At 36.3% G+C, this 12672-nt stretch carries 12 protein-coding genes; 9 read left to right on the top strand and 3 right to left on the bottom strand.

Features of this window, described 5'->3' with window-relative positions:
- Positions 1-31: 31 nt before the first annotated feature.
- The 3 genes from rnjA to def all read right to left on the bottom strand — a co-directional run bounded on the left by rnjA (position 32) and on the right by def (position 2822).
- Complete coding sequence (gene rnjA / locus CP366_RS02495) at positions 32-1711, bottom strand: ribonuclease J1 (RefSeq protein WP_057726411.1); 1680 nt, start codon at positions 1709-1711, stop codon at positions 32-34.
- 6 nt (positions 1712-1717) lie between these two features.
- On the bottom strand, positions 1718-1939 hold the full coding sequence (locus CP366_RS02490; protein WP_013086168.1) for a DNA-dependent RNA polymerase subunit epsilon: 222 nt from the start codon (positions 1937-1939) through the stop codon (positions 1718-1720).
- Positions 1940-2267: 328 nt separating this feature from the next.
- On the bottom strand, positions 2268-2822 hold the full coding sequence (gene def / locus CP366_RS02485; RefSeq protein WP_005718875.1) for a peptide deformylase: 555 nt from the start codon (positions 2820-2822) through the stop codon (positions 2268-2270).
- A gap of 252 nt (positions 2823-3074) precedes the next feature.
- Between def and typA the strand changes: the two genes are divergently transcribed.
- From typA to holA, 9 genes are all read left to right on the top strand, one after another.
- Positions 3075-4919: a translational GTPase TypA gene (gene typA / locus CP366_RS02480; protein ID WP_005718876.1), complete on the top strand. Its 1845-nt coding sequence runs from the start codon at positions 3075-3077 to the stop codon at positions 4917-4919.
- A gap of 99 nt (positions 4920-5018) precedes the next feature.
- Positions 5019-6203 (top strand): FtsW/RodA/SpoVE family cell cycle protein, encoded by a 1185-nt coding sequence (locus tag CP366_RS02475; RefSeq protein WP_013086170.1) that lies wholly within the window; start codon positions 5019-5021, stop codon positions 6201-6203.
- Positions 6200-6544: a YlbG family protein gene (locus CP366_RS02470; RefSeq protein WP_005718878.1), complete on the top strand. Its 345-nt coding sequence runs from the start codon at positions 6200-6202 to the stop codon at positions 6542-6544. Before CP366_RS02475 ends, CP366_RS02470 begins: the two co-directional genes overlap by 4 nt.
- Positions 6541-7089: a 16S rRNA (guanine(966)-N(2))-methyltransferase RsmD gene (gene rsmD / locus CP366_RS02465; RefSeq protein WP_065990422.1), complete on the top strand. Its 549-nt coding sequence runs from the start codon at positions 6541-6543 to the stop codon at positions 7087-7089. The genes CP366_RS02470 and rsmD overlap by 4 nt, the downstream gene beginning before the upstream one ends.
- 2 nt (positions 7090-7091) lie before the next feature.
- Positions 7092-7577, top strand: coding sequence for a pantetheine-phosphate adenylyltransferase (coaD, locus tag CP366_RS02460; protein ID WP_005722811.1), 486 nt, complete (start codon positions 7092-7094; stop codon positions 7575-7577).
- The gene (locus CP366_RS02455) at positions 7570-8613 is read left to right on the top strand and encodes a SepM family pheromone-processing serine protease (protein WP_089147652.1); all 1044 of its coding nucleotides are present in this window, start codon (positions 7570-7572) and stop codon (positions 8611-8613) included. Before coaD ends, CP366_RS02455 begins: the two co-directional genes overlap by 8 nt.
- Positions 8614-8687: 74 nt before the next feature.
- Positions 8688-9377 (top strand): helix-hairpin-helix domain-containing protein, encoded by a 690-nt coding sequence (locus tag CP366_RS02450; RefSeq protein WP_089147651.1) that lies wholly within the window; start codon positions 8688-8690, stop codon positions 9375-9377.
- Positions 9346-11634, top strand: coding sequence for a DNA internalization-related competence protein ComEC/Rec2 (locus tag CP366_RS02445; RefSeq protein WP_098043575.1), 2289 nt, complete (start codon positions 9346-9348; stop codon positions 11632-11634). Before CP366_RS02450 ends, CP366_RS02445 begins: the two co-directional genes overlap by 32 nt.
- The gene (gene holA / locus CP366_RS02440; protein WP_005718884.1) at positions 11631-12617 is read left to right on the top strand and encodes a DNA polymerase III subunit delta; all 987 of its coding nucleotides are present in this window, start codon (positions 11631-11633) and stop codon (positions 12615-12617) included. Before CP366_RS02445 ends, holA begins: the two co-directional genes overlap by 4 nt.
- Positions 12618-12672 lie beyond the last annotated feature (55 nt).

Here is a 12672-nt window from a genome sequence, read left to right as displayed (position 1 = left end):
AAATAAAAGACTCCCTAAGGAGTCCTTTTTACTATTTCTTTTCGATAATGATTGGTAAAATCATAGGCCGTCGTTCAGTCTTGGAATACAAGAAGTCTGAAAGATTTTCGGTGATCGCCTTTTTAATGTCACTTTCTTTTGGTCTATTTGATTTAGCCATTTCATTTCTAAGCACATGATAAACATGCTTTTGCGCTTGACTAATTAACTCAGTTGATTCACGCATGTAGACAAATCCGCGACTGAGAATGTCAGGACCAGCTAAGACTCGCTTGTGCTTATAATCAACTGTAGCAACTGCAACAACTAAACCTTCTTCAGAAAGAATTTGACGATCATGAACAACAACGTTGCCAACATCTGCAGTACCAGAAGTATCAACGTAAACGTCACCTGCAGGAATATGTCCTGCGATTCTAGCGCCATCAGGGCCAAAGCAGACAACTTCACCATTAGATAAAACAAAAGTGTTTTCAGCGGGTACACCGGCTTGTTGAGCAAGCTGGGTGTGAATAACCTGCATTCTGTACTCACCATGAACAGGAATCATGTACTTAGGCTTAACTAAGCGAACCATCATCTTTAACTCTTCTTGGCCGCCGTGTCCGGAAGTATGAACGTTATTTACTCTTCCGTGAATAACATCGGCTCCGCCTTCCATTAACTTATTAATTAAGTGGTTAACACTTAATGTGTTACCTGGAATTGGGTTAGAGGAGAAGATGACTGTATCACCAGGTTGTAAGCTGATTTGACGGTGAGTACCATTAGCAATTCGCGATAAAGCGGCTAATGGTTCACCTTGAGAACCAGTACATAAAATCATTACTTTTTCAGGTGGTAGTTTGTTGATCTCATCTGCGTCAACAATTAGATCCTTAGGCAAATTTAAGTAGCCCAAGTCGACCCCATTATCAACGCCATTTTCCATACTACGTCCAAAAATTGCAACCTTTCTACCGGTATCAATTGCAGCTTGAATAGCAGTTGATACACGATAAAGATTAGATGCAAAAGTGGCAAAAATAATTCTACCGTGGATTCCAGTGATGATATTATGTAGTGACTTAGCTACAAATCGTTCAGACTTAGTAAATTGTGTTACTTCAGCATTAGTTGAATCTGAGAGAAGAGCAAGTACACCTTCATTGCCTAATTGAGCCATCTTTTGAAAATCTGGTGCAGGTTGATCCATTACTGGTGTTAAGTCAAACTTAAAGTCACCAGTAAAGACAACGGCACCGAGTGGTGTATGAACGGCAATACCTAAAGTATCAGGAATAGAGTGAGTAGTTCTAAAGAAAGAAACGGAAAGTTTCTTAAACTTCAAAACAGTATCCTCATGCTCTTCGTGTAGTTCAGTTGTCTTTAAAATTCCGTGTTCTTCCAATTTGCCTCTAATTAATGAAAGGGCAAATGGTGTCGCATAGACAGGAATTTCAGGAATTTTTTCTAACAAAAATGGAATACCACCGATATGGTCTTCATGTCCGTGACTAACCACAAGAGCTTTGATTTTCTTACGATTCTTGATTAGGTAAGAATAGTCTGAAATAACGTAATTAATACCTAATAGGTTATCTTCGGGGAATTTAATACCACAGTCCATGATGATAATTTCATCCTGATACTGAACACAATACATATTTTTGCCGATTTCATGCAAACCCCCGATTGCATAAACGGCTACTTCATTATTTTTAATTCGCACTCTTTATTACTTCTTGTCGAACGTTGTTAACTTAAAGTCAGCATGTTCTTTTTCGTAAGTTAACGAATTACCAGTTAATTCTTGGATGAGTTCAATGTTATAGGGGGTATTGTCCTCAACCATACTTCTTGCTTCGACCATGTTGTCTGCTTCCATGTAAAGAGTTTGTGTAGTTTCTCTACGAGGATTGACAATCTTGTTTTTTTGATACAAAACTTTGTAGATCATAAATGATTCTCCTTATTAATGTATAAACGTTCAATGTAGAGTAAAAATTACTCAATAGCTATAAAAATTTTATCATAATTATAAAGTTAAGTATATAATTATGTTTTTTTGATTTTTACCGATTAAATTTGGTCAATGTTATTGACGTAAAATAACATCAGTTGTACGATAATCATGTAGTAAATGATTAATAAATTCATTTGCTCGTTATAAGAAGTCTCTTCAATCTTCTTAATTCCCAATGTATGAGTCACTGGCCTAGTTAACCAGTGACTTTTTTATACAAAAAAGCCTGCAGATGCAGGCTTTTGTTTTGGTTAAATAACAATTAAGAAATTACGACTGTATCTTCTTTAAGTGCGAATGGATCCTGCTTATTAATGCGGTCATAGAACAAGTGACCATTTAAGTGATCAATTTCATGAGAAGAAACAATTGCTGGGTAATCCTTTAAGCGAATGGTTTTTTCTTCACCGTCAACGGTGTAGTAATGAATGGTTAATTTATCAGGGCGGGGAACGTAACCATTAATAACTTCATCAACACTAAGGCAACCCTCACCTTCGCTAAGACAAGCTTGACGAACAGATTCAGAGACAATCTCTGGGTTAACATAAACTTCTTTAAAGATAATTTTGCCTTGATCATCAGGAACTAAAAGTGCAGCCATTTGTACACCTTCACCTACTTGAGGTGCGGCTAGGCCAACGCCTGCTCTTAATTGGTGCTTTTCAGCAATCTTAGGATCTTGTGAATCAATTAAGTATTGCATCATATCATCAGCTAATTTTTTATAGTGATCACTAAGTGGAAATGTTAAAGGCTTGGCAACTTGACGTAAGACGGGATCACCGTCACGTACGATATCTTTCATTAAGATCAAAATAATTACTCCTTTTTAAAAATTATTATCTACATTATATTTTTACCATAGTTTAATAGTTTTTGCTTGTTTTTGCATAAAAAAATCCAGGGTTAACTTGATTGTTAAGCGTTGACCCGTATGCAGTTAGGTGGTAAAATTCACTAACGTAACTATACAGATTTAAGAAAAGCACTTCGATAAGGCGCTAATGCGTTACCGAAACTGTGACAGAGTCACAGTTTTTTTATTGAAGAGTGGGGAGGAATACTTTTGTCAGAAAAAAGAAGAGACGATCTAAGAAACATTGCGATCATTGCCCACGTTGACCACGGTAAGACTACCTTGGTTAACCAATTATTGAAGCAATCTGATACTTTGCCAGAACACATGAATCTGGAAGATCGTGCTATGGACTCAAATGCCATTGAACGTGAACGCGGTATTACTATTTTGTCTAAGAACACTGCTGTTAAGTATAAGGATACTACTATCAACATCTTGGATACACCAGGTCACGCTGACTTTGGTGGGGAAGTAGAACGTGTTATGCACATGGTTGACGGTGCATTGCTTTTGGTTGATGCCTATGAAGGTCCAATGCCACAGACTCGTTTCGTTTTAAAGAAAGCTTTGGAAGCTGGCGTAAAACCTATCGTTGTTTTAAACAAGATTGACCGTCCAGGCGCTCGTCCTAAGAAGGTTTTGGATGATGTACTTGAACTTTTCATCGAATTAGGTGCCAACGATGAACAGCTTGACTTCCCAGTTGTTTATGCATCAGCTTTGAATGGTACTTCATCATATGATCCAGATCCAAGTACTCAAAAGGAAACTATGGATCCAATCTTTGATACCATTATTAAGAATATTCCTGCTCCAGTAGACAACTCTGATGAGCCATTACAATTCCAAATCACCATGCTTGATTGGGATGACTATGTTGGTCGTATCGGTGTTGGTAGAATTTACCGTGGTAAGGTTAAAGTTAGTGACAACATCACTGTTATGAAGCGTGATGGTTCAACTCAAAACTTCCGTGTTACTAAGTTATTTGGTTACTTTGGCTTGAAACGTAACGAAATTAAGGAAGCTAAGGCTGGAGATATTATTGCCATTAGTGGTATTAATGATATCTACGTGGGTGAAACTATTGCATCAGCTGAACATCCAGAAGCATTGCCACTTCTTAAGATTGATCCACCAACTCTTCAAATGGACTTTGTTGCCAACGATTCACCATTTGCAGGTCGTGAAGGTGATCAAGTAACTCCTAAGAAGCTTGAAGATCGTTTGATTCGTCAAACTCGTACCGATGTTTCTTTGAAGGTTGAACCAACTGATCAATTGAACGCTTGGACTGTTTCAGGTCGTGGTGAACTTCACCTTTCAATTTTGGTTGAAGAACTTCGTCGTGAAGGCTTCGAATTACAACTTTCACGTCCTAAGGTTATTTACCGTGAAATTGATGGTACTATGTGCGAACCATTTGAATCAGTACAAATCGATACTCCAGATGAATATGTTGGTTCTGTTATTGACTCACTTTCACAAAGAAAAGGTGAGATGAAGAATATGGAATCAACTGGTAATGGTCAAACTCGTCTTGAATTTTTAGTTCCATCACGTGGTTTGATTGGTTACAATAATGAATTCATGTCACAAACTGGTGGATATGGTATCATGAACCACACCTTTGAAGCATATAAGCCAGTAGTAAAGAACTGGAACCCAGGTCGTCGTAATGGTGCATTGGTATCCATTAACCAAGGTCAATCAACTACTTACTCACTTCAATCAGTAGAACAACGTGGTGAGTTATTCATCGGTGCTGGTGTTGAAGTTTACGAAGGTATGATTGTTGGACAATCATCACGTGAACGTGATATTGCTGTTAACGTAACTAAGGGTAAGAACTTAACTAACACTCGTGCTGCCGGTAAGGACCACGCTGCTGCTATTAAGACTCCTAGAACGTTGACTCTTGAAGAAGCTATCGAATTCTTAAATGATGATGAATATTGTGAAGTAACTCCCGAATCTATTCGTTTACGTAAGAAGATTTTGAACACTTCAGAACGTCAAAAGGCTGATAAGAAGCGTAACCGTGCTAACTAAGATAGTTTAATAAATTTTAAAAGGTCGTCACTTGATAGAAGTGATGATCTTTTTGTTTTATAATGAAAAAAGTATTATTTAGATAAAGGGGCAACGCTTGTGCGTCGAAAATTACGTTATCTTAATTACCAGATTTTTATTCCCTATCTTATTTTAGTAGTGGTTGGGATAATTTTGGTATATTCAGCTAGTTCAGATATTTTATTAGTTAATGGATTTAAGCCAAATGTCTATGGGATACGGCAAGCAATCTATGCTATAGTAGCTTTCTTTTTGTTTGGGATTCCGTTTTTTGCATTAAGAATCAAAGTATTTAAAAATCCAAAATTTGTAGGGGGATTTTTATTAATTTGTATACTTATGCTAGGATGGCTAGTATTTCTACGTTTTGCTCATGGCAGTAGTGCGGCAGTTAATGGTGCTGTAGGTTGGATTAACTTGGGCTTTATCAATTTGCAGCCACTAGAAGTTACTAAATTGGCTCTGGTCATTTATTTGGCATATGTACTAGACAGAAGAGATGGAAAATTAGTCAAGGGTAAGATCAAACATAATTTGTCACACCCAGCAATTTTGGCGGCTTTTTTAATGTGCTTGGTTATTGTTGAACCTGATTTTGGTGGGACAGCAATTTTATTTATGATCACTTTGGTAATGTTTTCAGTATCAGGGGTTCCAACTAAATTAGCTTTAACTTGGTTAGCTGGGATTGTGATCTTAGTGGCAGCTGTATTTCTTATTGTAGTTGCCTGGAATCCTGGATTTTTACAAAGAAGTTATCAATTCCAACGACTAATGTCGTTCTTGCATCCCTTTGAATTAGAGCAAAAAGGTGGGGCCCAGCTAGTTAACTCCTATTATGCAATCCACAATGGGGGATTATTTGGCGTAGGACTAGGTAATAGTATGCAAAAGCGAGGTTACTTACCAGAGCCGTATACCGACTTTATTTTATCCATTACAGCAGAAGAAGTAGGTGTGATTCTGACAATTTTATTGGTTGGATTACTCTTTTATTTGATGTGGCAGATTATGGAAGTTGGGGTTCACGCGGTTTCTCAATTCGACGCATTAATTTGTTTTGGCGTGACGACTATTATTTTTACAGAAGCATTCTTTAATATCGGTGCAGTACTAGGATTGTTGCCGATTACGGGGGTTACGCTGCCATTTATTTCATATGGTGGTTCATCAATGATTGTCTTGACTGCTGCGATTGGTTTAGTACTGAACGTTTCAGCAAATGAAAAAATGTTACAGGAAAAGGATGAAACAGTTGCATGAGTATCAATAAAGAAATTGAAAGTACCCACTTAATTAAAAGGGTAGCATTGATTATTTATTTAAAATCAGTTAGTGATCAATATAAGTTGCGCCATTTTGGTGACATTGTTTATTTTTCTAAAAAAATGAAATATTGTGTTCTTTATGTTAATCGCAACGAATGCAATGAAATCAAAGGACAAATTGCTCATTTGGATTTTGTTAATCATGTCGAAATTTCAGCTGAAGAAGAAGTAAATTTGGATAGCCAACATATTGAAAATCAATTAGCTGAGATGGCCCAAAAAGCAGAAAAGAAATTGCAACTTGAACAAGAAAAAAGTGAGAATCAACTAAAATGAGAATTATTTCAGGGAAATATGCTAAAAGAAATTTATTTACTTTGAAAAGTAATCGGACAAGACCAACCAGTGATAAGGTGAAAGAATCCCTTTTTAATTCATTGGGACAATTTTTTCAGGGTGGTAATGTTTTAGACTTATATGCTGGTAGTGGTGCCTTAGGAATTGAAGCTGTTTCAAGGGGCTGTGACCATGCGAGTCTGGTTGATATTAATCATGCTGCTTGTACAATTATTAAGAAAAATGTTGCTTTAACTAAGGAAGAGCAGCGTTTTAATGTTTATAATATGCGCAGCTCTGCAGCATTAAAATTATTTTCTGAGGATGATGAAAAGTTTGATCTAGTTTTTCTTGATCCGCCCTATGCCAAAGAAAAAATCGCTAAGGACATGTTGCAGATGGTAAAGTCGAACCTACTTAATGATCATGCAATTGTGGTGGCAGAAACTGATGATCATACAGAACTGGGTGAAATTACTGGTTTTTCATTGATCAAAGAACACCATTTAGGAAAAACAATTGTGAGGATTTATCGAAAGGACTAATAATGACAATCGCTTTATTTCCAGGGAGTTTTGATCCGATTACTAATGGGCATGTGGAGACCGCTAAAAAGGCTGCTGAAATTTTTGATAAAGTATATGTAGTTGCGATGACCAATACAGCTAAGAAATACTTGTTTACGCCTGAAGAACGTGCTGATCTAATCAGGGATGCACTAAGGGAAATACCTAATATTGAAGTGCTAGAAAGACCGGAAGAAGTAACCGTAAATTTAGCACATGAATTGCATGCTAAAGTTATGGTGCGCGGTGTACGCAACAGTGCTGATTTCCGCTATGAACAGGAGATTGCTGGGATTAATAAAAAATTGGCTCCAGATGTGAATACAGTTTTGCTTTTTACGAGTCCAGAAAATTCTTTTGTAGCTTCAAGCATGATTAAGGAATTAGCTCGTTTTGATGAAGATGTTAGTCTGTTTTTACCTAAAAAAGCAGCGATTGCATTGAGAGAGAAGCTAAAACATGAATAATAAGAAAAACAATCAATCGAAAAAGCACTTGCGTAATTGGCTCTTGGCACTAATTGCGCTTGTTTTATTAGTGGTACTTGCTGTTTGGCCGACCGATTATTATATTGAATATCCTGGTGAGGCAATGCCCGTGGGCCAGTTTATTAAGTCATCAAATAAACGTCCGAATAATTTTTATTTGGTGACAGTTAGCGTAACTAGTCGGCCAGCTCCGGTTTTGCAATATCTATGGAGTTTTACTCGTCCCTATGATGAGCGTGTATCAAGCAAGGAGCTGCTAGGAGGTCAAACTAGTGCTCAATATAATGAGTTGCAAAACTGGTATATGGAAACAAGTCAGCAGAATGCAATTTATTATGCAGCTAAAAAAGCAGGTAAACAGCATAGCTTAAAATATCTAGGCGTTTATGTAATGGAAGTCCAGAAAAATTCTAGTTTTAAAAATAAGCTCCAAATTGGTGATACCGTTTTAGGCGCAAACGGGCATCGTTTCAGGTCAACTGAAGAGATGATGAATTATTTGCGTAAACAAAAAATTGGTGTACGAGTAACAATCTCAGTTTTGCGTGGTAAGCAAGAGAAACACTTTACTGGCAAAATTGTTAAGGTAAAGGGTACTAATAAGCCAGGAATTGGGATTCAATTAGTTGAGCATGTAGTTGTGAAAACTAAGCCTAAGTTAAAAATTAATGCTGGCGAAATCGGTGGCCCCTCAGCCGGATTGATGTTTACACTTGAAAGCTATGAGGTCTTTACCAAGCAGAACTTAAGTAAGGGACATAAGATTGCGGGAACAGGTACGATTTCACCTACCGGAAAAGTAGGAATCATTGGTGGTGTTGATAAAAAAGTGGTAGCTGCTAGCAGAGAAGGTGCAGAGGTCTTCTTTGCGCCGACTGATTCAACCAGTGTGAAGAAAAGTGAGACTAATTATGCGGTTGCTAAGAGAACCGCAAAGAAAATTCACACCAAAATGAAAATTGTCCCTGTGAGCACTTTTGATGATGCATTAAACTATCTAAAGACACACTACTAAAAAATTCAAAAAAATTTGAAGTCCAGAAAAAATTCTGGGCTTTTTTTGCGTAATAAATAGTAGAGGTGATTTTTATGAATTTTGAAAAAGTAAAAGAATTTGTGCTTGAGAAAAAAGTATATCTCATTGGTGCAATAATTCTTGTAGTTGGATTTTATGGATTAAAGAAAGGGGATCATCAAGAAAATGCTGCTGCAGTGCAGGATCAAGTTATGCAGTCTAGCATTAGTAGTTCAGGTGCAACCACTAATACTAATGCAGTGACTAGCAGTAGTTCAACAACCGTTTCTAAGACTGTAACTTGTGATATTTCCGGTGCGGTGAAGCATCAGGGAGTATATACATTGAAAAATGGTGCTCGTCTGCAGGAGTTAATTGAGGCGGCTGGAGGTACTACTGCTAGAGCACAATTAAAAGCTATTAACCGCGCTACTTTGCTTAAGGATCAAGATAAAATTCATATTCCTTACAAGGGTGAAAAGGTTGAAAATGTGGCAACTGCAGGATCAGCTGATAACAGTCAAAATAGTGGGAGTACTAGTAGCAGTAGCCCAAGTAATCAAGGGGATGGCACTAAGATCAACTTAAATACTGCTAATGTAGCGGAACTACAAAAGTTAACTGGAATTGGTCAAAAAAAGGCAGAACAGATTATTGCTTATCGTGAACAAAATGGTTCTTTTAAAAAGATAGAAGATTTAATGCAGGTATCAGGAATAGGAGAAAAGACTTTTGCGAGCCTTAAAGATCAATTGGCTGTTTAAAAATGAAGTTGGCTTTTACTTAATAACCGCTTTGTTGCTAATTACAATCTCTTTTTTGGCTTTTTCTTGTACAACAATGGTGCAAAAAATAGTAGCTTTATTTTTTCTGGGTTACTTTTTGCTACTGTTAGTACAAAAATATCGAGTTAGTTTAAAAATAGTTAGTCTAATAGTTGGGGCATTTCTATTACTAATTTTTTTAAGTAAATCAAAAACCAATTTTGTTTTAACCAAGCAGAGCCAATTAAGAATTTACCCTGATCAGGTAAGAATTAAAGACGACTACTTAACAGGTGTGGGTAATTTTGCTCAAGGTAAAATTTTAATTAGTGGCAAGGTAACAGATGCTCAAAAAGAACTGCTTAAGCATGGGAACCCTATTTTAGTGACAGAAATTAATGGGGAATGCAATTCAATTGAGCCAGCAACTAATATTGGTGAGTTTAATTTTCAGAATTATTATCAGGCAAAACAGATTTACCAAAAATTGAAATACAGTAGTTGTCAAATGAAGCTATTACCGATTACTGATTTTGGGGATCAATTGCATCAATTACGTTTTGAATTGCAGAACTATTTTGCCAAGATGCCACAGTTGTTAGGCTTTTTCGCTAGTGAATTAATCTTGGGTGAAAATAATGCTCAAGAAAATCAAGAAATACTAAATAATTATCGAGATTTGGGTGTTATTCACTTGTTAAGCATTTCAGGCTTACATGTTGGAATCTATGTCTTATTAATTAGCGTATTTTGTTTTAACTTGAAACTGACAGATGAAGAAACTTTTGTCTGCTGTACATTGGTTTTATTGCTAGGTATTTTTCTAAGCAATGGTCAAGCCGGCTTTGTAAGAGCGAGTTTAACCTACTTTTTAGGCAAAATTTGTAAGTTTAAGAAATATCATGTTGCGTCGATAGATCTGCTGGGATTGACCTGCATTTTACATCTTTTAGTAGTACCGCGTTTATTTCTGGCAACTGGAGCCTTATTGAGCTATATTTTGGCATTGGGTTTACAGTTAACTGATAAGTTTGGCAGTTTTAAACAAGCAATTTTGTTAAATATTTTATTAACGCCATTACTATTGCTTTTCTTTTATCAGATCAATTTTTTAACTGTAATTTTTAATATGTTAGTAGTGCCATATTTCAATTGGATAGTTTTACCAATTGCTTTTTTCAATATTGTGACGTTTGGTCTGACTAAAGATTTTGCTCCGGTATTAGAAAAAGTGCTTGAATTAGGTGAGAAAATCATTGGGCAATTATCTGCTACTAAGTTGGGACTACTAACTTTTGGGCAAATTAATTGGTGGCAGTGTCTGTTGCTATTAATAGTAACGATTATTTTAATTGTTTCTTTAAGAGAAAAAGTTAACTGGCGCTTTAATAGTAAGAAAATTATGGTGGGCTTGTTGAGCTTGTATGTAATTTTCTTCAGCATGATTCATTTTCCTTTGCGAGGGCAAGTAACCTTCATTGATGTGGGCCAAGGAGATAGTATTCTAGTGACTACGCCATTTCCTCGCAAGGTATATTTAATTGATACTGGTGGAAAACTAAACTTTAGTGGCAAAAAGCAGACACCTCAGATTGATCGAATTACTATTCCATTTTTGAAAAGTCAGGGAATTAATACAATTGACGGAGTCTTTGTTTCGCATCAAGATGCCGATCACGTTGGTGATTTAGGACCATTACTAGAGCAGGTTAATGTTAAGAAATTATTTATGGCCGAAGGACTAATTAAGAATCCATCTTTTCAAAAGAGATTAGATGGTCGTGTAAAAGATACCAAATTAGTGGAGTTACTTGCAGGAATGCGGGTGAAAGAACCGCAGATTACATTTAATGTGGTTTATCCATATCAAGCAGGAGAAGGAAAGAATGAAGATTCCCTGAGTTTGCTTTTTAGAGTAGCGAATAAGAATTGGTTGTTTACAGGAGATTTAGGTCAAGATGGTGAAAAGGAAATTATGCAGAGGATGAAACTTCAGGTAGATTATTTTAAATTGGGTCATCATGACAGTAAAACATCATCCAATCCAGACTTTTTACGTGCAATCCATCCTAAGCAAGTTTTTATTTCTGCTGGTCGAAAAAATAGGTTCGGGCACCCCCATCAAGAGACGCTAACGACACTAACTCAACAGCAAATACCATGGGTTTCAACGCAAGACTGTGGTATGATTAGCTGGTATTATGGCGGACTGCAAAGTCCTAGATTTAGTTACTTTTTAAAGCGGGATAAAAAATGACCTTACTTTCTTTATTTAAAAATACAAATAACAATAATCCACATACCTTAATTTGGGGTGCAGATGACTTTCTCAATGATTACTTGGTGAGATCATATGCCAAGGAAGATCGCTTTAAAGATTTGGAGCACGTGACTGTCGATTGCGAAAGCGATGGCTTAGATGAATTGATTGCGAGCTTAACTGAATCCAGTTTATTTAGTGAACAGAAATTTATTGTAGTCAAAAATCCTTTCTTTTTAACAGCTAAGGTATCTAAAAAATTACAGAAACAAATTGATGACTTACAAAAAATTTTTGAAAACTTAGCTGATTTAGAAGATGTAGTAGTAATTGTTGCTTCTTATGAAAAAATTGATAGGCGTAAAAAACTGACTAAAACTGTTCTAAAGCAATTCAATGTGGTTGAGCCACAAATTAGGCCCTATGAAGTTGCTTCAACGACTAAAGCCTTGATCAAAGATGAGGGATATATAATCACACAGTCAGCTTTACAGCTGCTAATTGAGCGGAGTGATCAGGTAATTGACACTATTTTAAGCAATTATCAAAAGCTAAAAATGGTAGCTACCGATAACAAAATTACTGAAAAATCAGTAATGCAAAATGTAGATTTGTCCCTAGCACAAAATATTTTCGCTATTTTGGAGTCGGCTTTAGATAAGAATTACCGTGAAGCAGTTGAGCGCTTAGATAATCAATTACGTGAAGGGACTAATCCAATTCAATTATTAGCGGTCTTTGAAAATCAATTAGAATTGATTTTGGTCGTTAAGATCTTAGCACAAAGAGGTCGTAGCGAACCACAAATTGTAAAAGAATTAGGCGTTCATCCCTATAGGGTTAAGTTAGCCCTACGTAATCGGTTGAAGATAGACAAGCTAGAAAATTTATTAAGGGATGCAATCGACTTAGAATTTAAATATAAAAATGGAACTTACCGAGAAGATAATTTTTTGAAATTATTTATCTTAAATGTCTAAGAGTATACAAAAAGAGGAGATCGCTGCAGATCTCCTCTTTTTATTATTAGTAATA

The sequence above is a fragment of the Lactobacillus sp. UMNPBX15 genome (genome assembly GCF_002553785.1).
Lineage (GTDB): Bacteria > Bacillota > Bacilli > Lactobacillales > Lactobacillaceae > Lactobacillus > Lactobacillus crispatus.
The sequence above is the reverse complement of the archived record's forward strand: the minus strand, read 5'-3'. Positions and strand labels throughout refer to the sequence as shown.

Excerpts from the sequence above, each read along its gene's own strand:
- holA (WP_005718884.1), top strand. The coding sequence starts at position 11,631 with ATGACCTTACTTTCTTTATTTAAAAATACAAATAACAATAATCCACAT.
- rsmD (WP_065990422.1), top strand. The coding sequence starts at position 6,541 with ATGAGAATTATTTCAGGGAAATATGCTAAAAGAAATTTATTTACTTTG.
- coaD (WP_005722811.1), top strand. The coding sequence starts at position 7,092 with ATGACAATCGCTTTATTTCCAGGGAGTTTTGATCCGATTACTAATGGG.
- CP366_RS02455 (WP_089147652.1), top strand. The coding sequence starts at position 7,570 with ATGAATAATAAGAAAAACAATCAATCGAAAAAGCACTTGCGTAATTGG.
- CP366_RS02450 (WP_089147651.1), top strand. The coding sequence starts at position 8,688 with ATGAATTTTGAAAAAGTAAAAGAATTTGTGCTTGAGAAAAAAGTATAT.
- CP366_RS02470 (WP_005718878.1), top strand. The coding sequence starts at position 6,200 with ATGAGTATCAATAAAGAAATTGAAAGTACCCACTTAATTAAAAGGGTA.
- CP366_RS02490 (WP_013086168.1), bottom strand. The coding sequence starts at position 1,939 with ATGATCTACAAAGTTTTGTATCAAAAAAACAAGATTGTCAATCCTCGT.